Here is a 26,022-nt window from a genome sequence, read left to right as displayed (position 1 = left end):
TGATTTTAGATCTTATAATTTTTCAAGGGTAATCTCGTCAAACATTCCACCTAGCGATGAGGTTGCTGAACATCCGCTAACCACACGCAGACAGTTTTCCGGCAAACTATCATCAACTGACATTTCTAGAATCACCGTACCATTACCTTGGATAATTTTAACGCTTTCACCAGCATTAATACTTACTTTATCCAGCAAAACAGACGAAGCAAATACCAATGGTCGTTTGGCATCCTGCGTCGCCTGTAAGGCGGGTGCCCGCCTTACAATTGGATCAGTTTGATAAATAGGTAATTCACCGATCCTTTCTATGCCATTAAAAGGCGATTGAACATTAATGGCATATGTATTTAATTTATTGATCAAGTCTTCAGAAACTTGCTCTTCGGATGGAATAGCCTCCCTCAATACTTCTTCAGAAGAATTAAACCCAAAACCATCAAGTTGAAGAAGATTTCCTAAAACTCGCAATATTTTCCAGGCAGGCCGAGTCTCTCCCAATGGAGAGACCACACCCTTGAAAGACTGTATCCGTCCCTCCGTATTAATAAAGGTACCTGAAGTTTCTGTAAATGGTGCAATCGGTAATACCACATCTGCATAATCTGTAACATTACCCTTGTAACTGCTCAGTGAAACCACGAACGCAGTCTTATCCAATGCTTTTCTAGCCTGATACCCGTTGTAGCAATCAAGTTCCGGCTCGATATTTAGTAGAAGCAATGCCGCACAGGCAGTGTCACTACTAGTTGAGTCTAAGCCCAGCATTTGTGCCGCATTCAAACCAATATTATCTGATTCTTTTGATGTCGCTGATCTGGTTTTTCTATCCCACGGTAACGCATTTGCTACATATCCACCAACGCTATTAGCTGCTTCGCCTAAAAAACCTAATCTGGCGCCCGTCACTTCGGCTATCGCTTGGGAAATACTGAACAGATCGGTATAAAGCGGATGATGCTGCGCCATGTTCCCTAGAAAAATTGCTGCTGGTGCTTTTTCAATAAGACTGACCGCGATAGCTCTGGCCATATCTGTTACCTTGACCTGCTCACATGCCTGTCTATGATTTTCACTGACTGATTCACCCTTGATTTCCGAAGCCACTCTCAGTATTTGTACGAGTATTTCCAACATTCTACTCGGCGCTACAACAGCACGATTCTCAGTTTTTGTTAATAAATCATCATCAACCGGATTCACAAGATTAAGCTGTGCGCCCTTATGCACTGCCTGACGCACGCGCTGAGCAAGCAATGGGTGATCTTTCCGAAGCGTACTACCGATAATCAAAATAGACTGTAAGTTGGATATTTCTGCTATAGACATTCCAAGCCAGGGAACACCTTGCAGTAGAGGATCCGCACGAAAATCTGATTGACGTATACGGTGATCAATATTTTGACTACCGAGTCCACGTAGTAATTTCTGCAGCAGATATAACTCCTCCAGAGTACTGTGCGGAGAAGCCAGCGCGCCAAGTTTTGACTTGCCATACCTGTCAATCGCACCTCGAAACCCCTCTGCCACCTGTGTCAAGGCATCCTCCCAGCTACAGTTTTGCCATTGACCGTTTTTCTTTACCATTGGTACTGTCATGCGGTCTTCGGAATTAAGTCCTTCATAAGAAAAACGATCTTTATCGGAAAGCCAACACTCATTGATCCCTTCATTTTCCCGTGGCAAGACCCGCATTACACGATCATTTTTAACCTGCACAACCAGATTGCTGCCCAATCCACAATGTGGACTGATAGATTTTCGACGCGACAACTCCCATGTGCGAGCTGAATAACGGAAAGGCTTGCTGACTAGCGCCCCAACTGGGCAAAGATCAATAACGTTACCAGATAATTCGGAATCGACAGTTTTACCGACAAACGCTAGAATTTCAGAGTGTTCTCCTCTTCCTGCCATACCAAGTTCCATGATGCCGGCAATCTCCTGACCAAAGCGTACGCAACGAGTGCAATGAATACAGCGTGTCATATCGGTAGCAATCAGGGGGCCAAGATTCTTATTAGCAACCGCACGTTTGGCTTCCTGATAACGGGATTCACTAGCGCCATATCCCACTGCCAGATCCTGAAGCTGGCATTCTCCTCCCTGATCACAAATTGGGCAGTCCAAGGGGTGATTAATCAACAAAAATTCCATCACCCCTTTTTGAGCCTTAATTGCCTGCTGCGAATGAGTTGAAACCTTCATACCTTCTATTGCTGGCGTAGCACAGGCAGGTAAAGGCTTCGGTGCCTTTTCTACTTCAACTAAACACATCCGGCAATTTGCGGCAATCGACAATTTTTTGTGGTAGCAAAAATGGGGAATATAGACCCCGATCTGCTTGGCGGCATCCATTACCGAACTACCTTTAGGTACCACAACTTCTTTCCCGTCTATTTCTATTTTAATCATCAACCGAATACTCTCGGATTAGTGAACATCGAGGCCAAATAAAAAATCAGACACCTACACCATGCATTTTTTATGCTCAATGTGGTAGATAAATTCTTCCCGAAAATGCTGCAACATCGCACGTACTGGCATAGCAGCAGCATCACCCAGCGCACAAATCGTGCGTCCTTGTATGTTATCTGCCAAATTATCCAGCAGGTCAATATCCTCACTACGGCCTTTGCCATGCTCAATACGATGAACAATTCGGTACAACCAACCTGTTCCTTCTCTGCATGGTGTGCACTGCCCGCAGGATTCCTCAAAATAAAAGTAGGAAAGCCGTTCCAGAGCACGTACCATGCAAGTGGTTTCATCCATGACGATAACCGCGCCAGAGCCAAGCATTGACCCGGCCTTCGCAATGGAGTCGTAATCCATATCAGTTTCCATCATGACATTCCCAGGCAAAATCGGCATGGACGATCCACCGGGAATGCATCCCTTTAGTTTCCTGCCGTCACGCATGCCACCCGCCATTTCCAGCAATTTTGCAAATGGCGTACCCATGGGAACTTCATAATTTCCGGGCTTATTAATATGCCCAGAAACAGAAAATAACTTGGTTCCACCATTATTGGGCTTACCTAATTGCAAATATTGTTCACCCCCATGGCGAATAATCCAGGGAACTGCTGCGAATGTTTCCGTATTGTTAATCGTCGTTGGCTTACCATATAACCCAAAATTTGCAGGAAATGGCGGTTTAAATCTGGGCTGTCCTTTTTTACCTTCGATTGACTCCAGCAATGCTGTTTCTTCTCCGCAAATATACGCGCCATAACCATGATGATTGTAAAGATAAAAGCTGAAGCCAGACCCCAGTATATTATCGCCCAGAAAACCAGCCTCATAGGCTTCACCGACAGCCTCCTCCATACGCTCATAGGTATCCCATATCTCACCATGAACATAGTTATATCCTCGACGAACCCCCATCGCATAAGCTGCAATTAACATGCCCTCGATTAGAACATGAGGATTGAATCGCATGATGTCACGATCCTTGAATGTCCCCGGCTCACCTTCATCAGAGTTACAAACCAGATATTTCTCGCCATCATAGTTACGTGGCATGAAACTCCATTTCAACCCTGTTGGAAAACCTGCACCTCCTCGTCCGCGTAAAGCAGATTTCTTAACTTCCTCGATCACCATCTCGGGTGATATCTTCTGGGAGAGAATTTTTTTTAATGCAACGTAGCCATCGCGACGAAGATAGTTCGCTAATTTCCAATTTTCAGGATCGTTAGTATCAACACCTGCCAAAATTACCTGAACAGATTCGCTCATTTGCTTAATTCCTCAATTAGCTGATCTATCTGCTCATTGGTCATAAAACTACACATACGTTTGTTATTAACCAGCAAAACCGGAGCATCTCCACAAGCACCCATGCACTCACCTTCTTTCAGGGTAAACAAACCATCAGCAGATGTTTCATTAAAATCAATTCCGAGTTTTTGTTTTAAGTATGCGGCAGCCTGATTGGCACCACTCAATGCACAGGGAAGATTGGTACAGACCGTCAGTTTATATTGCCCGGCAGGCTGCAAATTATACATATTATAGAACGTTGCCACCTCGTACACAGCAATAGGTGGCATACCCAGATAGTTAGCAACATAGTCCATAGTCTCTGTTGCCAACCATCCCTTTTCATCCTGTGCGATAGCCAATGCAGACATTACTGCCGATTGCTTTCGATCCTCAGGATATTTAGCAATTTCTCGGTCAATCTTTTTTAGTGATTCAATACTTAACATGAGCGAATTTCTTCTTATCTGTCAATTTCACCAAACACGATATCCTGCGTACCAATCACCGCCACAAGGTCGGCAATCATATGGCCTCGTGTCATTTCATCCATTGCCGCCAGATGCGCAAAACCAGGCGCTCGTATTTTTAGGCGATAGGGCTTATTGGCGCCATCTGAAATGATATAAATACCAAACTCACCCTTAGGGTGCTCCACTGCCGCGTAGATTTCTCCCCGCGGAACATGCATACCCTCGGTGAACAGCTTGAAATGATGAATCATTTCCTCCATATTCTGCTTCATATCAAGCCGTGATGGCGGAGCAACCTTATGATTATCAGTTATTACCGGTCCAGGGTGCTTTCTCAGCCAATCAACACACTGTTTGATGATGCGGTTAGATTGCCTGAATTCCTCGATTCTAACCAGATAACGGTCATAGCAATCACCATTGGTACCAACCGGGATATCAAAATCAACCTGATCATAAACTTCGTATGGCTGCTTCTTACGCAAATCCCACGCCACTCCAGACCCCCGCAACATCGGGCCACTGAACCCCAGCGCCTTGGCACGCTCTGGAGATACCACTCCAATATCAACCAAGCGCTGCTTCCAGATACGATTATCCGTCAACAAGGTCTCGTACTCATCAACATATCTGGGAAAGCGTTGGGTAAAATCCTCTATGAAGTCTAGCAATGAACCCTGACGATTTTCATTACGCGCAGCTGTTGTCTTTTCATCATGTATTTTAGAGGACTGATATCGTGGCATAGTATCTGGCAAATCACGATACACCCCCCCCGGCCGATAGTACGCCGCATGCAATCTGGCACCGGAAACTGCTTCATAACAATCCATCAAGTCTTCCCGCTCACGAAAAGCATAGAGAAAAACTGTCATTGCGCCCACATCCAGCGCATGCGCACCCAACCATAACAAATGGTTGAGAATGCGCGTAATTTCATCAAACATAACACGAATGTATTGTGCGCGAATCGGCACTTCAATTTGAAGCAGTCTTTCAATCGCCATTACATAGGCATGTTCGTTGACCATCATAGAAACATAATCAAGTCGATCCATGTAAGGAACTGACTGAATATAAGTTTTATTTTCAGCTAACTTCTCGGTTGCGCGATGCAATAAACCGATATGCGGATCCGCGCGACGAATTACTTCGCCGTCCAGCTCCATGACTAATCGCAACACGCCATGCGCGGCGGGATGTTGCGGCCCAAAATTCATGGTGTAATTACGAATTTCAGCCATTTAAGTTATTTCTCCCTCAGCCATATCAAAATCTGACCCAGTTTTTGAATCGATCATTCCTCGCTGCCGCCATATTGTTCCTCACGAATTATATAAGGTGTAATTTCACGAGGCTCGATAGAGACTGGCTGATAAATGACTCGCTTCTGCCCCTCGTCATAACGCATTTCAACATGACCAGATAATGGAAAATCTTTACGGAACGGGTTACCAATAAAACCATAGTCAGTCAGAATACGTCGCAAATCAGGATGATGATTGAAAACAATACCATAAAGATCAAATGCCTCGCGTTCAAACCAGTTGGCAACCGGCCAAACTGACATCACGGAATCGACTACCGGAAATTCATTGTCATCTGCAAATATTCGCAAACGTAATCTGTGATTATACTGAACTGACAGCAGATGATATACCACCGCAAAACGTCTACCCCTGCGGCCTCGACCAGCATGAGTATCAGTTGAATACTCGCTAAAATCTACCCCACAGATATCAACAAGGGTATCAAATCCAAATTCAGGATGGTTTTTTAATAACCCCGCAACTTCCAACAATTTTGCCGAGTCCACTACAGCAGTGGCTTCCCCCAAAGCCTGATTTATATCTACCAGTTGATCGCTCAGGATATTTTGGAGTGCCGCAGTCAGTTTCTCAAAACGTATATTTGTCATTTACCAGAAATTAGCGTGCAATTGTATTGGTGCGCAAAATTTTGTTCTGCAACTGAATGATTCCATAGAGCAATGCTTCGGCTGTAGGCGGGCACCCCGGAACATAGATATCCACAGGAACAATCCGATCACATCCTCGCACAACCGAATAAGAGTAATGATAATATCCGCCGCCATTGGCACAGGAACCCATCGAAATGACCCAACGCGGCTCGGCCATCTGGTCATAAACTTTGCGTAGCGCAGGTGCCATTTTATTACACAGCGTTCCCGCAACTATCATTACATCCGACTGACGCGGACTGGGCCGAAACACAATTCCAAATCGATCCAAATCATAGCGCGAAGCTCCTGTCTGCATCATCTCAACTGCGCAACAAGCCAGACCAAACGTCATTGGCCACATTGATCCGGTTCGCCCCCAATTAATCAAGGAATCCAGACTGGTTGTCACGAACCCTTTATCTAACGTTCCTTCAATACCCATGGCTTAATCCCACTCCAAAGCGCCCTTCTTCCACTCATAAATAAAACCGACCACAAGAATACCAAGAAAAACCAGCATAGCAACAAAACCAAACCAGCCTATTTCGTTCAATACTACTGCCCAAGGAAATAAAAAGGCAATCTCAAGGTCAAACAGAATAAACAAGATAGCTATTAAATAATAGCGCACGTCAAACTTTATACGCGCATCTTCGAACGCACCAAATCCACACTCGTACGAAGATAGTTTTGCTTCATCCGGCCTGTTAGGTGCAAGCAGCCAACCAGCAAGCATCGATAAAATCCCAACGAATAACCCCACGAGAATAAAGAGTAAAATTGGAAAGTAGCTACCAAGCATTGTGTCAATCATGATTAACTTTTACTTAAATAAAATATTTACAGAAATAAACAAATTTCTTATTAAGTTTCTTGTCGTTACAATACCCGCAGAACCAAGAAATAATTATATTTTATTATATTCCTTTAGAAGTTCTGCTTTATATGGTGTCAGAATTGTATCACTCCATATCCCTTTGAGGCCACCGGATTATCAGCACAGTCATTAACCAGCTACCACAATCGGAGATTGCAGGCGTAAATAGTGCCAATTAATCCTGTAAGAAATAAAAGCGGAAAGAGATTATAAAAAAACCATAAAATCTTGAATACTCAGATTTAACACCCGTATACAACCACACACACGACTTGCTAATTAACGACAAGATGCCTTATAATTCCGCCTTTAAGCAATCAAAAATTGAAAAGTATTTAAATTTTGGCTTGCTTGTGTCTGTCGTATCGTTAAGAAGGTCGATATGCAGCAATCTTTACGAGCAAAGAAAAAATCTCTCTTTTAAGAAATGTTCTCAAACCCAAACCAACAAGGAGCAATATGGTAGTAGTCAGGTTAGCGAGAGGTGGCGCTAAAAAACGCCCTTTTTATAATATGGTAGTGGCGGATTCTCGTTTTAGGCGAGACGGCAGGTTTATTGAGCGTGTTGGGTTTTATAACCCAAGGGCAACAGGAGGCGAGGAAAATTTAAGGATTAAGCTCGATCGGCTAACTTATTGGCAATCTCAGGGTGCACAGCTATCTGATACCGTTTCCAGACTTCTCAAACAATTTGGCAAACAGCAAAATATCCAATCCCAAAGTTGATCCAGGATCAATCTTAACCAAAAATCCCCATGAAGAAATGGTGGTAATGGGTTACGTAAGCGGGCCTCATGGAATTCGGGGACAAATTAAAGTAGTCAGCTGCACCGAAAAGAGCGATGGTTTGTTGGGCTATCCAGTTTGGTGGTTTGGCAAACAAAATGCGCACTGGGCTGCGCATCGTCCAGAAGATTGTCTTGTATCCGGCAAACACATCATTGTAAAACTAAAAGAATACAATGACCGTTTGAGCGTGATGGCATTAAGAGGACAACAAATAGCTGTACCACGTAGCCACTTACCGCCACTACCGGAAAATGGTGAGAATGGTTACTATTGGTCTGATTTAATTGGGTCTAATGTATTTGATCTCAATGGCGATCTTTTAGGTCGAGTCACCGGGTTACTTAAAACGGGGGCGAATGATGCACTACAGATACAAGGACCAGAAGGTAAGCAGGAATTATTGATTCCATTTATAGATTCGGTCATTACCAGGGTGAATTTGTCCTCCAAGGAAATCACTGTAGACTGGGGCATTGACTATTGAAGACAATGTACTTTGACTTTTGAATTTGATGTTATCACCTTGCTACCTGGCATGCTGGATGCTGTAACGCAATTTGGCATAACAGGCAAGGCGTATAAAAAAAACCTCTACCGATTGCGCACTTGGAATCCGCGCGATTACACCAACAATTGTTACCGAAAGGTAGATGATGCGCCCTATGGTGGGGGAGCAGGCATGGTTATGATGGCGGCGCCACTAGATCTGGCTATTTCCGGCGCACAGAAATGGCAAAAAGAAAATGTTGCCGATAAAACCTGGGTTATTTATTTATCACCACAGGGAAAACGTATTGATCACGCGAGGGTTTCACAGCTGACTTCCATGAATGGGGTTACTCTGATTTGCGGGCGCTACGAAGGCATAGACGAACGCCTCATAGCGCAACATGTTGATGAAGAACTCTCGATTGGTGATTACGTCATCTCTGGAGGTGAACTTGCTGCCATGGTACTAATAGATGCAATAGTCAGACAATTACCAGGGGCGCTAGGGGATGCAGAATCTGCTAATAATGATTCTCTAGTTGATGGCTTACTTAAGTATCCACAATACACGCGCCCCCAAATTTATCGAGAACAACCCGTTCCGGAGGCGTTGCTCACGGGTGATCACTCTAGAATTAATCGCTGGAGATTACAACAATCACTAGGCAGAACCTGGCTAAGACGACCTGATTTACTAATAAAAAAATACCCAAATGGATTGCCAGACCAAGAAAAATTATTATTGGAAGAATTTAAACTTACAGAGAAAAATACAAAATCCGGATAATATGGATTTATAGTAACCATCTGTTATAAAATCGGGCAGAAATTACTATCACACTTGAATCATGATTATAAACAGGAGTAGAACGACATGAATCTAATCGCACAACTAGAACTTGAAGAAATAGAAAGGCTAGGTAAGGTCATTCCAGATTTTTCCCCGGGCGATACAATCAACGTCAGTGTCAACGTAGTAGAAGGCGATCGTAAACGCATCCAGGCTTTTGAAGGGGTTGTAATTGCCAAGCGAAACCGGGGGCTGAATTCTTCCTTTATTGTTAGAAAAATTTCCAGCGGCGAAGCGGTAGAACGCACCTTTCAAACTTACTCACCGTTGATTGCCAGCATGGAAGTTAAACGGAGAGGTGCAGTAAGGCGCGCAAAACTTTACTACCTAAGAGACAGATCAGGAAGATCTGCCAGAATTAGAGAAAAACTACCCGCGCGCAGCACAAACAAAGTTTCTGCTGAGTAAATTCTATGACCTCGTCAGGTAACCGTGCTTCCGCTTTGCTACCTGACTTGTTCTAATCAAGCAACTGCTTGATATTCTCCGGCGGGCGTCCCAGTGCGCCCTGGGTGCCGCGCACGACAATTGGCCTCTGAATTAGATCGGGGTGACGCACCATTAATTGTAATAACACATCATCATCCATGGATTCGGTACCCCGAGCTAATGGCTCGTCCTGACGCAACAATCCCCTGACAGAAATTGCCAACTTTTGCGCCAACTCACGCAGCAGTGTTACTGTTAGTGGCGACTGATAATAGTCGACACGCTCAAACTCCAGACCACTTTCTTCTAGAATCTCTAGTGCAGCCCGACATTTACTACATGTCGGTTTGTAGTAAATCGTCAGCTTGTCGTCTGTCATATCTCACTCCAAAGACTACTTGATACCACATTCTTTGCTGATTGCTGCGTACGCGCCCGACGAGCCTTTCAACCCGAAGGTATCAGTCGTCTGCGTTCCTTTGGCTGATGTACCTTTAACGATCATGCTGCTGCCATTACGAATCGCCGTAGCCAGACGGTTATCCGTTGCTGCATCTGCAGCCCAAGCCGTTTCGTTCTGGGTAAACAGTTTGAAATTTTGCTGACCAATAATAATACTTGCTTCACTGTCTGTTTTATAAGGATAACCGGCGACAAAGCTAAATACATTACTGCTCTTCTCAGAAGGACGGTGCGTGATTAGCGCAAAAACATCACCTCGTTTTACGTAATCACCTTCCTGTTTTTTGGGCTTACTGACCATATAGCAGACCTTGTTACTACCTTCCATGAACAAATAGGCTGTCCAGTCATCAAATTCACCAATATTTTTAGGCTCATCCGCATAGACCAGTGCGGTGGGTATTGCAAAAGTAAAAAAGGTTAATGCACAAATTAGTTTTTTTCTCATAGTCTGACACCTCATAATTATTAGCGGCAACCTTCCATTTTATAAATGTAATAACCATTCTGCCTGATTGCCTCGGTTACCTCCTCAGGAGCAGCCTGGCTATGACAAAAGCGGCATTCCTCACTGGTAACGGTCGCGTCTTGCTCTCCGATTGAGGCAAGCCATTGCTTGGCGTACTCTACAGCTTTTTCTTCATCTTTTACATCAGTAAATACATCAAAATGCATAGTATGGCCATCACTGGCCTTGACATAGGTGTCATAAACATGAATTTGCATATTTCTTCCTTTTAAATGAAATTACTATTAGCAGGGTGTCATTATGCCATTTTTCTTCGTGCAACGATAACGCCGTCACGGATTGGATTAATAAAGGCATCAAATTCTGGATCATTGAAAATCAGGTGGTTATGCTCTCTAATCGCCTCAGTCCAGCCAGATTTGACATCGGTAAAACTACCAGGAGCAAGCACCACACGGCCATGCCACAATACATTGTCTGCAATATATAACCCACCTGGGCGTATCTGTTTTTTTGCCAGCGCCCAGATTTCGGGGTAACCTCCCTTATCAGCATCGTTATAACAAATATCAAAATCCCCCTGGGTTTTCATAAAAATATCCTGCGCGAATCCTATTTGAAAATCAATACGCTCCCATAAACCGAGATCCGTCAAATACTGCTTGGCTGGTTCAAGATTGCGTGGATTTCCATCCGTACAGATGACCTGTCCACCCTCACCGACTGCTCGCGCAAACCAGTAAGCCGAATAACCGTAGCCACTACCAAACTCAAAAATCCTCCTGGCATTGATCATTCTCGCTTGTATCTCCAGAAAAACACCTACCAATCTATTCACAATGGGAAACCCATTTTGTTTAGCATAAGACTCCATCTGCAACAACGTAGGATGATTGGTTCGTGTGATCAGATTTAGCAAATAAGTCTCTATTTCAGGATGAACCGGATCGATACTGTTCAGGTTTTCGGCTGTTGGAGACAACAAATCACGCATGCAACGTACCCTCTACGTTAAGGTTGTTTTCTTTCTGACAATAGACAACCGTTATTCCGGTTATGATTAGTAAAAGAACGGGAATACGATAAAAAATCATAAACACTTCAGTCAACCCTGATAACAATATAAAACAGACTACGCTTGTTCCCAGTAAAACCATTCCACATCGCTTGAAAGTTACGTACCACGCCCAAAACAAATACATTAAAGCAAAGATACCCAGCAACCCCACATGCATACCGATCTCGATCCAATCATTGTGATAATGCGCATAAGGATGGAAATCAAGCAAATCCTTATACACTCCACCCTTATAGTTCGTGATTGTCTGGTTAAAATAATGCTCCGGTGAACCCGTACCATGTCCCCAGAAAGGTTGCTGCAAAATACCATGCAACCCCACATCCCACATCGCTAGCCGATAGCCAATGCTACTACTGTAATCAGCCTGCTGCAGTTTCACAAAATCTTGCTGCGCCTGTACCCAACGATCCTGTATGACGGGACTCGTATAGGCAAAAACTCCAACAAATATGATTAACGCTAGCAGTAAAGCGGCAAAACGACGCATATTCGTCCAAAAATGATTCCATATCAGCACCAGTAGTGTAAGTAGAGTCGCCAATAGAAAGCCACGTGCATTTTGCTGAAATTGCAGAAAAAGCAATATCAAACCAAATACAAGTAAAGAGATTTGAACCACGCAATTACGACTATAGCAAACAAAATAAACTGAAAAAATTGCAGCGACACCCAGAATTGCAGAAAACCGTAAATAAGACATATCGAGAGCAGGTATTCCCTGTTCCCCATTAGCGATCCACTGGTACACTCCGACCGACAAAATTAATCCATATCCAGCAAGCAAACCGCCGATTGCATAGAGAAGCCGGTCTCGGTTTAGCAATGAGAGGAATGGTAAATAAAGTAGAAGTAAAAAATATTTTATCCATTTTTTGCGACCAGCCAGTGGCGCTTCACCCCATAGCGTCCCTATCAGCAAAACCGCACACAAAATCAATATGGCTTGAACCAGCGGCTCTTTAATTAAAGATTTAAATTTCACAACTCCGTCATCTATCAGCCATGCCAGTAGCAACAGCGGTACCGTATATTTATATAGCGAACCAAACCAAAAGGTAGCGCAAAACAAAACGAGAATGACTTTGACTATGAATTCACGCTGAAATGAGTTGATTGGGACGGGAATTGAAAAATTCATTTTTTTAATCCAGTCTGCAGATCATTCAAGAAAGACGCTTTAAACAGAGCAAAACAGGGATTTGAAGCTTGATTTTAATTTTGGTTTAACCCAATCAAAGGTAAGTCAACTGAACTGCTCCTTAGAAAATCTACCACCACCATTTATTTTCCATGCATGGTTTTTATAGTGATAAACATAGCATTTTGGAACAATGACAGCCCTATTATGGGCATCCAGTGAGCTCAACAGTTTCTTATTTTTTGTATTGTTCTTGGTTGGCTCAAGATTAAACAGCCTGAGCTGAAACTCGGTTTCATTTCCACCAAAAGGAAAGTCTGGATCAAAATAATGTTTCTCATCGTACATATGATTTGTAAATGTTCTTACCGTACATCCAAAGCAAAAACCATTGACAAATCCTACATGCGTGACATCCTCATTTCTACCTTTTCCGTTACCGGAATATTGCTTTTTCTTGTTATGACCAAACAAATGCTTAAACATCCAACGCTCATGCTGATCAACCCAGGCATGTCCGGGGTTATTAGTTACGGGGCCATACACGACGCCATCATCAGTTATGGATTGCACAAAAAAACGCCAGGTATCATTGATTAAAATATCGTCATTTATGATAAAAATCATTTCACATCCGTGCTGAATGCATAGGTCAACACCGGCATTCCAGGTAGCCGTCAGCCCACCATTCTTATTCTGATCTTCAATCCTGGTATAAAAAAAATCCTTGTTTGCATGGCAAAAATCTACGACTTTATAGTTATCCTCATGTTTGGACTCATTATCAAAAACACATACAAATTTTGAACAACCTATATTCCTGCTTAAAGAATCCAGACAAGGCAAGATAAATTTATTTACAAAATTATGATAAGTTACGACGATGCCAATCCTGATCATAGCCTGCTACCCGTTTTTTCAATTAACTCCACATAGCGCGGTAATACATCGACTCCACCCACATCCAGCATCTCAGTCAAGAATCGCTCCCGGTGTGCCGGCACGTAAAAATTCCGGCAGCCATGCGAGAGAAAATGGTTTATTTTTTCGTAAATATCATCACGACAGCGCAATTCGGTTTCCGGCATATAGACGGCTACCGCAGAACGCCCCGCGTGCAGGTAGTCCGCCGCCAGCACGGGTTTTTCGCGCCTGATTGCCTCGAATACCACTGAAGTTGCCAAGTCAATACAAACATCCGCCCAATTCATTAAATGGATAGAATGCATCTCATCATTTGCCACCCTGACATGGGTCAATTTTTTCAGTGAGCGACTGCGAGTGAGGGACTGCTTCCAGCCGCTGCGGGTATGGGGTTTAATGATAAGTTCAATTTCTGGAAATGCTGCCAGCAGATGCACCACTTCGCTGACTTCTTCCCAGAAAGTCGTAAAATTGGCTTTACGCAAAAATATGACGATCTTTAGTTTGTCCGGATTTGGCGTTAATGGTGAAGGCGGCAACAGTACCAATAGTTTTGCCAGCCACGCTTCGCAGTAGCGTGGCGAACCAAGAATCGCAATCGCACCAGGTTGCAGAAAAGGCAAAAAACGCTGTGCGCACAGTTGATTCGGGACTACCACATGATCGAAGATCTTTGCGGCGGCAAAAGTTGTATCCGGTCCGAGCTTCCACTCTCCGCGCCGAATCAGTTGATTGGCATGGGGGCTGTCTCCATGTGGTAAAGAAACACTGCCCACCCCTCGCGCACGCGCCATCACAATAACTGTTTCCACCCACTCCAGTGCAATCACGGAATTGCGTTCAATCCAGTCAAAAACTACCGTACCCCACTCTTCATTGGGAAAAGTACGATCCAGTAGAAATTGCACGGTCTTACACCACAAACGAGCTCGTCGTTTCTCGTCATGAATTTTTGCGAGATAGGCAATGATTGGTCCCACGAAGAGCTTTCGTAGATTGCCGGTTAATAGCAGCATCTGCAGCCGCCAGGCCAGGTAAAGCCATGCAGGAAAAAGTTCACGCATATGTGCAACCCGAACTCCCTGCAGCGACGCCAGATAATTTACGCGATAGTCATGCCGGAATCTGAATCCACCAATTAAAACCACGTCACAATGATGTCCAGCTGCAACCCATTGGGCAATTACCGGCGTGATATGGTCAATGTCGTTATAATGGCGCAGGAAAAAGAGGGCTTTCATCGGTGATAATAGGTCTGATCAAGGATAGGGGCATGAACCAACAATCCCATCGTTAAGAACTATGAATTGTATGATCCCTGCGGGAAAATCCGACATTATATACCGAGCAACCCTGCACCTGACTTCCAGGTGCATTTAACCGAACCGCCTCATCCACTACCCTAATTCATACACCTACTCAAGCATCATGCAAACTATTGCCATTATCCCTGCACGCATGGGTTCTACCCGATTCCCGGGCAAACCGCTTGCACCACTACTGTCCCGCACTATGCTGGAGCATGTCTACAAACGTGTCGCCATGAGCCACTCGCTGGCAGCCACCTACATCGCCACCTGCGATGAAGCCATTCAGCAGGCGGCAACAGCATTTGGTGCACGTGTCATCATGACATCGGATCGTCACGAACGTGCCAGCGACCGCGTGGCGGAAGCCGCAGCGCAGGTCGATGGTGATCTGATCGTCATGGTACAGGGTGATGAACCGATGGTGCATCCGGAAATGATCAATGCCGCCGTCGCACCCTTTCATCATGACCTTCAACTGGCCTGCGTCAATCTTGTGCGCCGTATCGACAACAAAGATGATTTCCACAGTCCCAACACTATCAAGGTCGTTATGGATCGCCAAGGTAATGCGCTCTACATGACTCGCCAACCCATTCCAACACTCTCTCAAGAAGGTTTTGCGGCAACCGCAACTTTTAAACAGGTCTGTATCATCCCATTTACCCGGGCCTGCCTGAAAACATACAGTCAACTATCGCCCACTCCGCTGGAACAGCTCGAATCCATCGACATGCTACGCTTGATGGAACACGGCTATCCGGTCAGGATGGTTGAAACCAGTCATGACACGCAAGCAGTCGATACCGAAGCGGATCTGGCGCGTGTCGCCACCTTGCTGGCAAATGACCCGCTTCTCAAACAATACTGAAAACACCATGTCGCTCAAAAAACGTCTTGCTCAATGTGAAGTAACTATTGGTTCATGGATTACCCTAGGGCACCCTTCCATTGCTGAAATTATGGCTTGTGCCGGCTTTGACTGGCTGGTACTCGATGCCGAACATAGCGTATTGGAGCTAAATGAAATTCAAACCCTGATTCAGGTGCTGGATGGACGGCAATGCCCGGCAATTGTGCGTCTCACCTCCAACCATCCTGACCAGATCAAGCGCGTCATGGATGCTGGCGCAACCGGCGTCATGGTGCCGATGATCAGGTCTGCCGCAGATGCCATTGCCGCAGTCAGTTCGGTTTACTATCCGCCCCTAGGCAATCGTGGTGTTGGCCTGGCGCGAGCCCAGGGTTATGGCGCAGGTTTTCCGGCCTACCAGCAATGGCTGAAGGACAACGCAATCGTCGTTGTCATGATCGAACATATCGAGGCAGTAAAAAATATCGATACCATTTTATCGGTAGAAAATGTCGATGCCTATATCATCGGTCCATATGACTTATCGGGTTCGATGGGTCGTCCCGGTGAGCTCAATCACCCGGATGTGCAAGCCGCAATCAAGCAAGTATTACAAGCAGGTCTGCGTCACCGCAAAGCAGGCGGCGTGCATGTAATTGAACCCGATCCCGCCATGCTGAAACAGCGTATCCAGGAGGGATTCACCTTTCTCGGCTACAGTCTGGATATCCGCATGCTTGATTCCCTTTGTCGCTCTCATATGCAAATTATCAAAGCCGCTCATGAATAAAATCGTTATTTCTACCTCCTCCTTTGACCTTGATGGCAATCCAATCATCAAGCGGCTGCTGTCACACGGCATCCACATCACCTCCAATCCTTACCAGCGCAAGTTGACGGAAGACGAAATCATGACACTGCTTGGAGTGGATACTGTCGGATTGATTGCGGGTATTGAGCCGCTTACCAATCGGGTTCTGTCCGCAGCAACCGGTTTGCGCGTCATCGCACGCTGTGGAACCGGACTGGATAATGTAGCTATGGAAACGGCCAGGCAGCGGGACATCAGCGTATTCAACACACCAGAAGCCCCAGCACAGGCGGTTGCTGAGTTGACATTGGGATTGATGCTCGCCTGCCTGCGCCAGATCACGCAAACTGATCGCCTGGTGCGCCAGGGCCAGTGGCCGCGAACCCAGGGACACCTGCTGGCGGCACAAACGGTAGGCATTATCGGAATGGGGCATATCGGCCGACGTGTTGCGCGGCTCTGCCAGGCATTTGGCGCCAATGTCATCGCCCACGATCCCCATCTGCAGCATCTTTCCGAAACGACCCTTAAAACCATTCCATTTATTCCGCTGGAAAACCTGCTGATGCAATCCAATGTGGTCACGCTTCATCTACCCTATTCCGATAAAACCCATCATTTGTTGAATGCAAACAATATCATCCAGATGAAACCTGGTGCCATTCTAATCAATGCCGCACGTGGTGGACTGGTGGATGAAACCGCACTGGATGCGGCACTTTCGTCTGGCCATCTCGGTGCTGCCGCTCTGGACAGCTTTGAGCAGGAACCTTACCACGGCGTACTGTGCAATCAGGACAAGATCCTGTTGACTTCCCATATGGGTTCTCTGGCCAAAGAATCCCGGCAACGCATGGAAATTGAAGCTGCGGAGAACTTATGGGCAGGGCTGATTCAGGCAGGGGTCATCGATGCAGCACTCTGATCAATCACAGGCGAAAATTGCGGTCGTGCTGGGTGCCGGTGGTTTTCTCGGTAGCCATGTAGCCGATGCTTTGTCTGCTGCAGGCTTTCAGGTACGCTTATTCGATCGGCAGCCTTCACCGCATCGACGTGCTGATCAGGAAATGATCGTTGGTGACTTGATGGATCTCGATCAGGTAATTCAAGCTACCCAAAATGCTTCAATCGTGTATAACTTTGCTGCTATTGCCGATATCGATGAAGCGCACAATCATCCACTTGCTACCGCCAATATCAATGTCATTGGTAACATGCACGCGCTGGAAGCTTCGCGCGTTACCGGGGTACAACGTTTTGTCTTTGCCAGCAGTGTTTATGTATTTTCTGAATCAGGCAGTTTCTACCGCGCCAGTAAGCAGGCAGCAGAACGTTTTACTGAAACCTACCACGAACGTTACGGACTGGATTACACCATCTTACGTTATGGTTCGCTGTATGGCCGTCGCGCAGACAGGCGCAATGGTATTTACCGCATGCTATACGAAGCTTTGCAGGAAAAGACTATCACGTATCACGGCAGTGGCGATGCCCTCCGGGAATATATCCATGTTGAGGATGCCGCACGCATGAGTGTACAGATTCTCGCTCCTGAATTTGCTAACCGCCATCTCGTGCTCACGGGGCAGGAAAAGCTGCGGATACGCGATGTCATGACCATGATTGCAGAAATTATGCCCGACCAGATTGAATTGCATTTTGATGAAGCCAATCCCGTGCATCATTACCAGGTTACACCCTACGCCTTCCAACCGCGTATTGGCCGCAAACTGGTATTGAATGAACATGTCGATCTCGGACAGGGGTTAATTGATTGCATCCGTGAAATTCATCAGCAACAGGAAACAAACGAAATATCATCGGCCACTCCCGATAATCGCGCATGAAGCTGACTGCCCGACCAATTGACTATTGGCAGGCCATCATTTTTGATTTCGATGGTGTCATCGTCGAATCCGGTGATATCAAAACTGCGGCCTTTGCGGAACTCTATCGCCAATATGGCGAGCGAATCATGCAGGCAGCGGTCGCTTATCATCGTGCCAATGGTGGCATGTCTCGTTACCTCAAGTTCCGATACTTCCAGCAATATTTGCTGAACAAACCTCCCTTGACTGAGGAGGAGGAATGCTTGCTCGACCAGCAATTTTCCAGACTGGTCATGCAGGCAGTCATTAAAAGCACGTCCGTGGCAGGTGCGGAAGCATTGATTCACACTGCATCACAATTTATACCGCTATTTATCGCATCTGGAACCCCAGAAAAAGAATTACGCAATATTGTCGAGCAACGCAACCTTGCTCCTTTTTTTGCTGCAGTAAGAGGAGCTCCCGACCTCAAACAGACTATCATTGCCGAGATACTGGCTGCGCATGGCTTTGATGAGCAGCGTGTGCTGATGATTGGTGATGCCTTGATCGATTATGAAAGCGCGCAACAAAACGGCATCGCCTTTCTTGGCCGTGTGCGCCCACAGGATGCGAATCCCTTTCCGACCAAAATTGAAATTGTTACGGATTTATGCTTTCTGACAAGCTGATCCATCGCTATTACTTTGATGATCTTGGCAAACTGGCCGATGGCGTAGCACAGTTTACCGCAACCTGTTTACTCGACACACTATCCAGAAGAAAATCCGTAAGTTTAGTGCTTCCCGGTGGAAAAACACCCTGCATTTTTTTACCGGCACTTGGCGCTTTGCACCTGCCCTGGCAGCAGATCTACCTCACACTGAGTGATGAGCGCTGGGTGGGTACTACTGATGCCAACTCGAATGAAAAACAGCTGCGTGAAATTTTCCTGAGGCACATGCCTATCGTGCCATGTTTCATCTCACTCAAAACGGATCACACCCATCCAGAAGAAGCCATGAACACTATTGAAGCGCACCTGGCAGCCATGCCATTACCATTTGATCTCGTTATTCTCGGGATGGGTAAGGATGGCCATATTGCATCCCTTTTCTCCGGCATGCGGCTTGATCCGCACGACACCCATCTCTGTCAGGTTGCCTCGCCACCCGCAGCACCTTCGCAGCGGATCAGTCTGAGTTTCCATGCCCTGATCAAGGCAAAGAAAATAGTATTTGTTATTCTCGGAGAGCACAAACGCCAACTACTCGACCATTTACTAACAGCGACGGATGAAACTGTACCCTTTGTCAAACTCCTGAAGCATCAATCCGTTACCGTATTCGAATCAGATGCAGAACCAATCAACTGATCAGGGATAAAATCATGAACCCTTCCCGCATCGATCACGACCGGCGCAAACTATGCAGGCTTGGCCTGCAGGGGTTGAGTACATTATTTATCGCGCCGCTTACTTTCACCTCACACAGCATTGCCGCCACCCCACTCCGGCTGGCAACTGCTGGCGCGCTGCAGGCACCGGATGAGAATGGAATACGCTTACCAAATGGCCTTGTTTCCCGCATCGTGGCACACTCCGGGCAAAACCTGTTCAGCTACCAATGGCACGCCGCACCAGATGGTGGCGCAACTTTCAGCACGCCCGATGGTGGCTGGATTTATGTTTCCAACAGTGAACGCAAAAATGGGAAAGGTGGTGTGGGTGCGCTACGTTTCAGCCGACAGGGGATGCTGGTTGATGCTTATTCAATATTGCAAGAGACCGACAACAATTGTGCCGGCGGCGCTACGCCCTGGCAGACCTGGCTATCCTGCGAGGAAACTGAGCGGGGAGCTGTCTGGGAGTGTGATCCTTTTGGTAAGCGAGAACCCATGGTACGCGAAGCGCTGGGCCGGTTCAAGCATGAAGCCGTTGCCGTTGATACGCGCACCATGCAGCTCTATCTGACTGAAGATGAACCAGACGGCTGTCTGTATCGCTATACCGCCCTCCAGCTTGACTCTACCGGATTCCCCAATCTTACGACCGGCCAACTGGAAGTCATGCAGATAATCAGGAACGAGAATAACCGAGTCATCTGGCATCCTGTGCGCAACCCCGCTGCCAATTTCCAGCCTACCCGCAAACAATCGTCACTTGCCACCCATTTTAATGGCGGTGAAGGTATCTGGTATCACCATGGTTTCATCTATTTCACGACCAAGGGCGATAACCGCGTCTGGGAACTGGATACATCCCGGCAAATATTAAAAATCATTTATGATGCATCACAGCATCCAGATCCTGTCCTAACAGGTGTGGACAACATCACCGCCAATGCTACGGGTGAATTGCTGATCGCGGAGGACGGCGGTAATATGGAAATTGTGATTCTAGCCGCCGGTATGATTAAACCATTACTACAGATCATCGGCCAGGATCACTCCGAAATTACCGGCCCCGCATTTAGTCCGGATGGCTCAAGACTCTATTTCAGCTCGCAGCGCGGTATAAGCAGGCGTGATCAGAATGGAATTACATATGAAATCAGCGGGTTCTGATAACATACCTAGCCTAACTTACTCCATATGACCATCTCGTATCAATTTCCTGGCTGTACAGATAAGAGATCTTCTGCCTTAAGACGCTTTTGCCAATCAACAAGCCACGCTTCAAATGCATCCGCAGGCATGGCGCGGGCAATAAAATTGCCCTGCGCCAGATTACAATCAGTTCGCCGTAGCAAATTCCAGTCCTGCCGGTCCTGAACGCCCTCCGCTACCGCTTCCATATTCAATTGCTTCGCCAGTGCAAGGCTTGTGTCATAAATGGCGCGTAACGTCCCATTTTCCCAGGCACGATGCACGAATCCCTGATCAATCTTGAGTTCATCGAAAGGAATATCGCGCAACTGTGAAAGAGAGGAATGCCCGGTACCGAAATCATCGATAGATAAATGGAAGCGCTTCAACCGCAGCCGGGTCAGTATTTCCAGCGAAACCCGCATGTCGCCCATTAACTGACTTTCGGTAATTTCCAGCACAATTTTATTAGGTGCAATGCCCGCTTTGGCCGCCAGCGCAACCACTACATCCTGAAAATCGAGTGAAGCCAGATTATCCATGGAAACATTGACCGCCACTTTTAACTCATGCCCGGCCTGTTGCCAGATTTTTGCCTGAACGCAAGCCTGTTCAAGCACTTTACTGGTAAGCGCATTAATCATGCCATACTTTTCAGCAAGTCCGATAAACTGATCGGGATAAACCAGGCCATCGACCGGATGCCGCCAGCGTACCAGCGTCTCCACTCCCGCTACTTTCCCGGTATTCACTCGTACTTTTGGCTGATAATAATTTACGATGGCGCCGGACTGAATGGCAGTGCCGATGGCTTGCGCATCATAAGTTTTATCTGAACCCGCAAGCTTGGCCGCCACTGTATTTGAGGGTGTCAAGTGCGACAGCAAAATTAGCAGAGCATCAGGTTGCACTGGTTTTTGCAGATAACCCAGAATCTGAATTTTATGCGCCTGCACCAGTTTTTCGGCAGTTCTGAGCATGCGTTCACCTTCACCACTCACCAGAATCAAACTACCCGTAAAATTTCGATCAACCAGATGACGGACGAATTCAATGCCATCCATACCCGGCATGTTTAAATCCAGCATGATTAGAGACGGCCGGGTAGTTACGTCATCTACCAACCGTAACGCATCTTCGCCTTTCTCACAACAGGTTACTAATGGAAAACCGTGATTCACCAGCATACGCGCCAGCAGCTTCAGCATAAAAGGTTCATCATCCAGGATCAGAATCCTGGGGTCAGCAGACGACTTTGACATAATTCTCTTTCATAAAAACTCCACACCTTTCAGTCAATTCTGAACACAATCTGAGTATAGTCGATACGATCCATAACAGGAAATGATGCAACCTGGCAAAACCGCAAGAAAACCCGGCTGCTACTGGATGTAGTCACGCCTGCTTAATCCGGCAGGCAGACAGAATAGATGGTTTGAGAGCATCTTCGGATACCTATTATTCTCAAACACTTTTAATAAGATTTCTCGCCAAGAGTAAAATCACTCTTTTATGAGAATTTATTGAAATTTAAAATTAATATGAATGATATGGAAAAAAAGTACGAGCAAAGTAACGCCAAGAGAATCTCTACCATGGCTAATTTTCTCTTTCTGACCCGCTGGTTACAATTACCTTTGTATTTGGGGCTAGTACTGGCGCAGTGCGTCTATGTGTTTCACTTCTGGGTTGAATTGTCAGATTTAATCGGTGCCGTTATGGGAAATCAGAATGCATTACAGCATATTCTTGATACAGTTACGATTAAAGGTGCGGAAAAACCCGTTAAACTCACTGAAACAGCTATCATGTTAGTCGTCTTGGGATTGATCGATGTGGTGATGATTTCAAATCTGCTGATTATGGTAATAATTGGCGGTTACGAAACCTTTGTTTCTCGTATGAATTTAGAAGGACATCCTGACCAACCCGAATGGTTATCGCATGTGAATGCTTCGGTCTTGAAGGTTAAACTGGCAACAGCTATCATTGGAATTTCTTCAATCCACTTGCTGAAAACCTTTATCAATGCAAGTGCCTACGACGAAAAGACGCTGCTTGCACAAACAGGTATTCACATGACTTTCCTGTTTTCAGCCATTGCGATTGCTTACTGTGATCGTATTATTACTCAAACCAGCCAGCAATCAGTCAATCACTAGCGCATCAAAGTAAAACCAATTGGAAATACCGGATGCTATTTAAAGGCACATTCCGGTATTTCCAAGTCAAGCAGTCAGGCTGTGTATCAGATAAAAATTATTTAACAATAGCCTTTAATTCGCCACGAAGATAGCGATTAGCCATTTCTTCCAGCATGATTGGTTTGATTTTACTGGCTTGCCCGGCACATCCAAATGCTTCAAAACGTGCTTTACATATATCCTTGGCAGCTACTGTTGCATCTTTAAGTAATTTACGCGGATCAAATTCGCTTTTATTTTTTGCCAGATGGCGGCGAATTGCCCCTGTCATTGCCAGGCGAATGTCAGTGTCGATATTCACCTTACGGACACCATACTTGATGCCTTCCTGGATTTCTTCGACGGGTACGCCATAAGTTTCTTTCATCTCTCCACCAAACTCACGGATAATATCCAGCCATTCCTGTGGAACTGAGCTTGAACCGTGCATTACCAGGTGTGTATTGGGAATACGCTGATGAATCTCTTTGATACGCTTTATTGCCAGAATATCTCCAGTAGGTTTGCGTGTAAATTTATACGCTCCGTGTGATGTGCCAATGGCGATTGCTAACGCATCCACTCCGGTTTTCTTGACAAAATCGGCAGCCTGTTCAGGATCGGTCAATAGTTGATCATGCGATAGTTTGCCTTCAGCGCCATGCCCATCTTCGGCTTCACCCATGCCGGATTCAAGCGAACCCAGACAACCCAATTCGCCTTCAACCGAAACACCGACTGCATGAGCCATATCCACCACGGTGGAAGTTACCTGTACGTTGTATTCGTAAGAAGAAGGTGTCTTGGCATCAGCTTCCAATGAACCATCCATCATCACACTGGAAAAGCCACTGCGAATAGCATTGATACAGACTGATGGAGATGCGCCATGATCCTGGTGCATAACAATTGGAATATGTGGGTAGGCCTCAACAGCGCCGGCAATCAAATGCCGCAGAAAAGCCTCTCCCGCGTATTTGCGGGCACCTGCCGATCCCTGCATGATGACTGGGCTGTTACACTCATCTGCAGCTTGCATGATCGCCTGAATTTGTTCAAGATTATTAACATTAAAAGCTGGAAGTCCATAACCATTTTCAGCAGCATGGTCCAGTAGTTGACGCAAGGATACGAGTGCCATTCAAATCTCCTTTAGTTTAGAATTAAATTTCGGTATTTCGATTATGTACTGATAGACGTACAAAAATTGTAACTATAAAATAATTCGATTAAGTATTATCTGTTTTTGTCTGAGCAGGAAGTTTACAATCGCCTACCTTAACTATTTTCATGGTATTAGTTCCGCCCGCTTTACCAACCGGCTCTCCAATTGTCATCACAATTAGATCACCAACTCGTACCGCTCCTCGTTTTAGTAATTCATCTTCTGCCTGATCCAAAATAAGTTCAGGATCAGTCAAGCCGTGACCGAACTCAATTGGATAAACTCCACGAAACAAAGTCATTTTACCTAATGTATCTTCTTGCGGACTCAGCGCAAAAATGGGTACCTTGGAACTCCTGCGAGACATAAACAGTGCTGTCACACCACTCTGAGTCAACGCAGCGATAGCACGAATCTTCAGGCTGGTTGCGGTATACATCGTTGCACGCGCAATCGCATCTTCTACACTAACTGCATCCGTTTCAGGTGATCGACGAAAATTCAGGTTAACGGTATATTCCTTTTCTGCTTCCAGGCAAACCCTGGCCATAGCTGCCACAGACTCAACCGGATATTGACCCGCAGCAGACTCAGCCGATAACATCACGGCATCTGTGCCATCGAGGACAGCATTGGCCACGTCAGAAACTTCGGCACGTGTTGGAATCGGACTGTAAATCATCGATTCCATCATTTGTGTTGCCGTCACCACCAATTTGTTTGCGGCACGTGCGGCACGTATCATTTTTTTCTGTAATGCAGGGACTGCGGCATCGCCCACTTCCACAGCCAGATCACCACGAGCAACCATAATGGCGTCAGATGCATCGAGAATATCGTCCAGCGCAAGAATAGCTTCCGACCGTTCTATTTTTGCCATCAGCAGGCTTGTGCAGTTAGCCTCCTGCATCAGGATACGTGCCTTCCTCATGTCATCACCGGAACGCGGGAAAGATACTGCCAAATAGTCCGCTTTCATTAAAGCAGCTGTTTTGATATCCTCAAGATCCTTCTGCGTTAATGCCGGAGCACTTAGTCCACCACCTTTGCGGTTGATGCCCTTGTTATTGGACAATATTCCACCCTGAAGCACTTCGCAGAACACTGCGCTACCCACGACCCTGATTACTTTGAGAACGATTCGCCCATCATCCAGCAGCAATGTCGCGCCCGCCTCAACATCACCTGGCAAGGCTTGATAGTCCAGCCCTACCTTTAACTGATCTCCCAATTCACACTGGGCGTCCAGGATAAATTCATCACCCGTTCTCAGTACAATCTGTCCCTGATGAAATTTTCCAATACGAATTTTTGGACCTTGCAGATCGGCCAGAACGCCTACCGTTCTACCAATTGAACGAGCAAGAGAACGAACTTGCTCAACATGGGCAATATGCTGGTCTCGTGTACCGTGCGAGAAATTGATACGAACTACATCCACCCCTGCTTCCAGCATATGCGCAAGTGTTGCTGGATTACTGGATGCCGGCCCTAAGGTTGCAACTATTTTGGTTCTGCGCATCACATCAAGAGTTTGATTTAATAGAAAAATACCACATCGACTAAAACCAGAGTAACGGGTAATACTGGTTAA

29 protein-coding genes are annotated in these 26,022 nt (G+C 45.9%); 12 read left to right on the top strand and 17 right to left on the bottom strand.

Translation table 11 applies throughout. The features are described from left to right. Positions 1-12 precede the first annotated feature (12 nt). Genes IPG31_03215 through IPG31_03185 form a run of 7 tightly spaced genes read right to left on the bottom strand, consistent with a single transcriptional unit; the run spans position 13 to position 7,009 of the window. Positions 13-2,415 (bottom strand): NADH-quinone oxidoreductase subunit G, encoded by a 2,403-nt coding sequence (locus IPG31_03215; GenBank protein ID MBK6617400.1) that lies wholly within the window; start codon positions 2,413-2,415, stop codon positions 13-15. Between the two features lie 54 nt (positions 2,416-2,469). Then, entirely contained in the window at positions 2,470-3,747 is a 1,278-nt protein-coding gene (nuoF, locus tag IPG31_03210) for an NADH-quinone oxidoreductase subunit NuoF (GenBank protein ID MBK6617399.1), read from the bottom strand. After that, entirely contained in the window at positions 3,744-4,220 is a 477-nt protein-coding gene (nuoE, locus tag IPG31_03205; protein ID MBK6617398.1) for an NADH-quinone oxidoreductase subunit NuoE, read from the bottom strand. Before nuoE ends, nuoF begins: the two co-directional genes overlap by 4 nt. A gap of 14 nt (positions 4,221-4,234) precedes the next feature. Further along, positions 4,235-5,488 (bottom strand): NADH-quinone oxidoreductase subunit D, encoded by a 1,254-nt coding sequence (locus IPG31_03200; protein ID MBK6617397.1) that lies wholly within the window; start codon positions 5,486-5,488, stop codon positions 4,235-4,237. A 53-nt stretch (positions 5,489-5,541) separates the two neighbouring features. Next, positions 5,542-6,162: an NADH-quinone oxidoreductase subunit C gene (locus IPG31_03195; protein MBK6617396.1), complete on the bottom strand. Its 621-nt coding sequence runs from the start codon at positions 6,160-6,162 to the stop codon at positions 5,542-5,544. Positions 6,163-6,172: 10 nt separating this feature from the next. Continuing rightward, positions 6,173-6,649, bottom strand: a complete 477-nt coding sequence (locus tag IPG31_03190; GenBank protein ID MBK6617395.1) for an NADH-quinone oxidoreductase subunit B — start codon at positions 6,647-6,649, stop codon at positions 6,173-6,175. A 3-nt stretch (positions 6,650-6,652) separates the two neighbouring features. Further along, a complete protein-coding gene (locus IPG31_03185) occupies positions 6,653-7,009 on the bottom strand; it encodes an NADH-quinone oxidoreductase subunit A (GenBank protein ID MBK6617394.1) in 357 nt (118 codons plus the stop codon). A 534-nt stretch (positions 7,010-7,543) separates the two neighbouring features. On the opposite strand from IPG31_03185, the gene rpsP reads away from it, so the two are divergent. The 4 genes from rpsP to rplS all read left to right on the top strand — a co-directional run bounded on the left by rpsP (position 7,544) and on the right by rplS (position 9,620). After that, positions 7,544-7,810: a 30S ribosomal protein S16 gene (gene rpsP, locus IPG31_03180; GenBank protein ID MBK6617393.1), complete on the top strand. Its 267-nt coding sequence runs from the start codon at positions 7,544-7,546 to the stop codon at positions 7,808-7,810. Positions 7,811-7,847: 37 nt separating this feature from the next. Continuing rightward, the gene (gene rimM / locus IPG31_03175; protein MBK6617392.1) at positions 7,848-8,357 is read left to right on the top strand and encodes a ribosome maturation factor RimM; all 510 of its coding nucleotides are present in this window, start codon (positions 7,848-7,850) and stop codon (positions 8,355-8,357) included. Between the two features lie 12 nt (positions 8,358-8,369). After that, a complete protein-coding gene (gene trmD / locus IPG31_03170) occupies positions 8,370-9,149 on the top strand; it encodes a tRNA (guanosine(37)-N1)-methyltransferase TrmD (GenBank protein ID MBK6617391.1) in 780 nt (259 codons plus the stop codon). Between the two features lie 87 nt (positions 9,150-9,236). Then, on the top strand, positions 9,237-9,620 hold the full coding sequence (gene rplS / locus IPG31_03165) for a 50S ribosomal protein L19 (GenBank protein ID MBK6617390.1): 384 nt from the start codon (positions 9,237-9,239) through the stop codon (positions 9,618-9,620). A gap of 52 nt (positions 9,621-9,672) precedes the next feature. On the opposite strand, the gene IPG31_03160 is transcribed toward rplS, so the two are convergent. The 7 genes from IPG31_03160 to IPG31_03130 all read right to left on the bottom strand — a co-directional run bounded on the left by IPG31_03160 (position 9,673) and on the right by IPG31_03130 (position 14,956). Further along, positions 9,673-10,020 (bottom strand): arsenate reductase, encoded by a 348-nt coding sequence (locus IPG31_03160; protein MBK6617389.1) that lies wholly within the window; start codon positions 10,018-10,020, stop codon positions 9,673-9,675. Between the two features lie 15 nt (positions 10,021-10,035). After that, positions 10,036-10,551, bottom strand: a complete 516-nt coding sequence (locus tag IPG31_03155; GenBank protein MBK6617388.1) for a hypothetical protein — start codon at positions 10,549-10,551, stop codon at positions 10,036-10,038. A gap of 20 nt (positions 10,552-10,571) precedes the next feature. Continuing rightward, entirely contained in the window at positions 10,572-10,829 is a 258-nt protein-coding gene (locus IPG31_03150; GenBank protein ID MBK6617387.1) for a DUF2024 family protein, read from the bottom strand. A gap of 41 nt (positions 10,830-10,870) precedes the next feature. Beyond that, positions 10,871-11,566: an O-methyltransferase gene (locus tag IPG31_03145; GenBank protein ID MBK6617386.1), complete on the bottom strand. Its 696-nt coding sequence runs from the start codon at positions 11,564-11,566 to the stop codon at positions 10,871-10,873. After that, the gene (locus IPG31_03140; protein ID MBK6617385.1) at positions 11,559-12,791 is read right to left on the bottom strand and encodes an O-antigen ligase family protein; all 1,233 of its coding nucleotides are present in this window, start codon (positions 12,789-12,791) and stop codon (positions 11,559-11,561) included. The genes IPG31_03145 and IPG31_03140 overlap by 8 nt, the downstream gene beginning before the upstream one ends. Positions 12,792-12,896: 105 nt before the next feature. Next, positions 12,897-13,691 carry a hypothetical protein gene (locus tag IPG31_03135; protein ID MBK6617384.1) on the bottom strand — a complete coding sequence of 265 codons (795 nt, stop codon included), beginning with the start codon at positions 13,689-13,691 and terminating at the stop codon, positions 12,897-12,899. Then, positions 13,688-14,956 (bottom strand): hypothetical protein, encoded by a 1,269-nt coding sequence (locus tag IPG31_03130; protein ID MBK6617383.1) that lies wholly within the window; start codon positions 14,954-14,956, stop codon positions 13,688-13,690. The genes IPG31_03135 and IPG31_03130 overlap by 4 nt, the downstream gene beginning before the upstream one ends. A 187-nt stretch (positions 14,957-15,143) precedes the next feature. Here IPG31_03130 and IPG31_03125 point away from each other — a divergent pair, with 187 nt between their 5' ends. From IPG31_03125 to IPG31_03095, 7 genes are read left to right on the top strand one after another with little or no spacing between them, the layout of a single operon-like run. After that, positions 15,144-15,893, top strand: coding sequence for a 3-deoxy-manno-octulosonate cytidylyltransferase (locus IPG31_03125; protein MBK6617382.1), 750 nt, complete (start codon positions 15,144-15,146; stop codon positions 15,891-15,893). 7 nt (positions 15,894-15,900) lie between these two features. Beyond that, entirely contained in the window at positions 15,901-16,665 is a 765-nt protein-coding gene (locus IPG31_03120) for a 2,4-dihydroxyhept-2-ene-1,7-dioic acid aldolase (GenBank protein ID MBK6617381.1), read from the top strand. Further along, on the top strand, positions 16,658-17,611 hold the full coding sequence (locus IPG31_03115; protein ID MBK6617380.1) for a phosphoglycerate dehydrogenase: 954 nt from the start codon (positions 16,658-16,660) through the stop codon (positions 17,609-17,611). Before IPG31_03120 ends, IPG31_03115 begins: the two co-directional genes overlap by 8 nt. After that, on the top strand, positions 17,598-18,533 hold the full coding sequence (locus tag IPG31_03110; protein ID MBK6617379.1) for an NAD-dependent epimerase/dehydratase family protein: 936 nt from the start codon (positions 17,598-17,600) through the stop codon (positions 18,531-18,533). The genes IPG31_03115 and IPG31_03110 overlap by 14 nt, the downstream gene beginning before the upstream one ends. Continuing rightward, positions 18,530-19,186, top strand: a complete 657-nt coding sequence (locus IPG31_03105; GenBank protein ID MBK6617378.1) for an HAD family hydrolase — start codon at positions 18,530-18,532, stop codon at positions 19,184-19,186. The genes IPG31_03110 and IPG31_03105 overlap by 4 nt, the downstream gene beginning before the upstream one ends. Then, positions 19,168-19,869: a 6-phosphogluconolactonase gene (pgl, locus tag IPG31_03100; GenBank protein ID MBK6617377.1), complete on the top strand. Its 702-nt coding sequence runs from the start codon at positions 19,168-19,170 to the stop codon at positions 19,867-19,869. The genes IPG31_03105 and pgl overlap by 19 nt, the downstream gene beginning before the upstream one ends. 14 nt (positions 19,870-19,883) lie before the next feature. After that, positions 19,884-21,059 (top strand): DUF839 domain-containing protein, encoded by a 1,176-nt coding sequence (locus tag IPG31_03095; GenBank protein ID MBK6617376.1) that lies wholly within the window; start codon positions 19,884-19,886, stop codon positions 21,057-21,059. A gap of 41 nt (positions 21,060-21,100) precedes the next feature. On the opposite strand, the gene IPG31_03090 is transcribed toward IPG31_03095, so the two are convergent. Further along, the gene (locus tag IPG31_03090) at positions 21,101-22,342 is read right to left on the bottom strand and encodes an EAL domain-containing response regulator (GenBank protein MBK6617375.1); all 1,242 of its coding nucleotides are present in this window, start codon (positions 22,340-22,342) and stop codon (positions 21,101-21,103) included. 288 nt (positions 22,343-22,630) lie between these two features. Here IPG31_03090 and IPG31_03085 point away from each other — a divergent pair, with 288 nt between their 5' ends. After that, positions 22,631-23,242: a YqhA family protein gene (locus tag IPG31_03085; protein ID MBK6617374.1), complete on the top strand. Its 612-nt coding sequence runs from the start codon at positions 22,631-22,633 to the stop codon at positions 23,240-23,242. 97 nt (positions 23,243-23,339) lie between these two features. On the opposite strand, the gene IPG31_03080 is transcribed toward IPG31_03085, so the two are convergent. After that, on the bottom strand, positions 23,340-24,404 hold the full coding sequence (locus IPG31_03080; GenBank protein MBK6617373.1) for a fructose-bisphosphate aldolase class II: 1,065 nt from the start codon (positions 24,402-24,404) through the stop codon (positions 23,340-23,342). An 88-nt stretch (positions 24,405-24,492) separates the two neighbouring features. Then, positions 24,493-25,953: a pyruvate kinase gene (pyk, locus tag IPG31_03075; protein MBK6617372.1), complete on the bottom strand. Its 1,461-nt coding sequence runs from the start codon at positions 25,951-25,953 to the stop codon at positions 24,493-24,495. Positions 25,954-26,022: the final 69 nt, after the last annotated feature.

Origin of the sequence: Nitrosomonas sp. (assembly GCA_016703745.1) — a bacterium.
GTDB lineage: Bacteria > Pseudomonadota > Gammaproteobacteria > Burkholderiales > Nitrosomonadaceae > Nitrosomonas.
The sequence above is the reverse complement of the archived record's forward strand: the minus strand, read 5'-3'. Positions and strand labels throughout refer to the sequence as shown.

Coding starts and splice junctions, on each gene's coding strand:
- IPG31_03130 (MBK6617383.1), bottom strand. CDS start 14,956: ATGAAAGCCCTCTTTTTCCTGCGCCATTATAACGACATTGACCATATC.
- IPG31_03150 (MBK6617387.1), bottom strand. CDS start 10,829: ATGCAAATTCATGTTTATGACACCTATGTCAAGGCCAGTGATGGCCAT.
- nuoF (MBK6617399.1), bottom strand. CDS start 3,747: ATGAGCGAATCTGTTCAGGTAATTTTGGCAGGTGTTGATACTAACGAT.
- IPG31_03160 (MBK6617389.1), bottom strand. CDS start 10,020: ATGACAGACGACAAGCTGACGATTTACTACAAACCGACATGTAGTAAA.
- IPG31_03185 (MBK6617394.1), bottom strand. CDS start 7,009: ATGCTTGGTAGCTACTTTCCAATTTTACTCTTTATTCTCGTGGGGTTA.
- IPG31_03105 (MBK6617378.1), top strand. CDS start 18,530: ATGAAGCTGACTGCCCGACCAATTGACTATTGGCAGGCCATCATTTTT.
- IPG31_03190 (MBK6617395.1), bottom strand. CDS start 6,649: ATGGGTATTGAAGGAACGTTAGATAAAGGGTTCGTGACAACCAGTCTG.
- IPG31_03095 (MBK6617376.1), top strand. CDS start 19,884: ATGAACCCTTCCCGCATCGATCACGACCGGCGCAAACTATGCAGGCTT.
- IPG31_03110 (MBK6617379.1), top strand. CDS start 17,598: ATGCAGCACTCTGATCAATCACAGGCGAAAATTGCGGTCGTGCTGGGT.
- IPG31_03135 (MBK6617384.1), bottom strand. CDS start 13,691: ATGATCAGGATTGGCATCGTCGTAACTTATCATAATTTTGTAAATAAA.
- IPG31_03140 (MBK6617385.1), bottom strand. CDS start 12,791: ATGAATTTTTCAATTCCCGTCCCAATCAACTCATTTCAGCGTGAATTC.
- IPG31_03155 (MBK6617388.1), bottom strand. CDS start 10,551: ATGAGAAAAAAACTAATTTGTGCATTAACCTTTTTTACTTTTGCAATA.
- IPG31_03215 (MBK6617400.1), bottom strand. CDS start 2,415: ATGATTAAAATAGAAATAGACGGGAAAGAAGTTGTGGTACCTAAAGGT.
- IPG31_03080 (MBK6617373.1), bottom strand. CDS start 24,404: ATGGCACTCGTATCCTTGCGTCAACTACTGGACCATGCTGCTGAAAAT.
- IPG31_03115 (MBK6617380.1), top strand. CDS start 16,658: ATGAATAAAATCGTTATTTCTACCTCCTCCTTTGACCTTGATGGCAAT.
- IPG31_03125 (MBK6617382.1), top strand. CDS start 15,144: ATGCAAACTATTGCCATTATCCCTGCACGCATGGGTTCTACCCGATTC.
- IPG31_03200 (MBK6617397.1), bottom strand. CDS start 5,488: ATGGCTGAAATTCGTAATTACACCATGAATTTTGGGCCGCAACATCCC.
- rimM (MBK6617392.1), top strand. CDS start 7,848: ATGGTGGTAATGGGTTACGTAAGCGGGCCTCATGGAATTCGGGGACAA.
- IPG31_03085 (MBK6617374.1), top strand. CDS start 22,631: ATGGAAAAAAAGTACGAGCAAAGTAACGCCAAGAGAATCTCTACCATG.
- rplS (MBK6617390.1), top strand. CDS start 9,237: ATGAATCTAATCGCACAACTAGAACTTGAAGAAATAGAAAGGCTAGGT.
- IPG31_03120 (MBK6617381.1), top strand. CDS start 15,901: ATGTCGCTCAAAAAACGTCTTGCTCAATGTGAAGTAACTATTGGTTCA.
- IPG31_03145 (MBK6617386.1), bottom strand. CDS start 11,566: ATGCGTGATTTGTTGTCTCCAACAGCCGAAAACCTGAACAGTATCGAT.
- pgl (MBK6617377.1), top strand. CDS start 19,168: ATGCTTTCTGACAAGCTGATCCATCGCTATTACTTTGATGATCTTGGC.
- rpsP (MBK6617393.1), top strand. CDS start 7,544: ATGGTAGTAGTCAGGTTAGCGAGAGGTGGCGCTAAAAAACGCCCTTTT.
- nuoE (MBK6617398.1), bottom strand. CDS start 4,220: ATGTTAAGTATTGAATCACTAAAAAAGATTGACCGAGAAATTGCTAAA.
- IPG31_03195 (MBK6617396.1), bottom strand. CDS start 6,162: ATGACAAATATACGTTTTGAGAAACTGACTGCGGCACTCCAAAATATC.
- IPG31_03090 (MBK6617375.1), bottom strand. CDS start 22,342: ATGTCAAAGTCGTCTGCTGACCCCAGGATTCTGATCCTGGATGATGAA.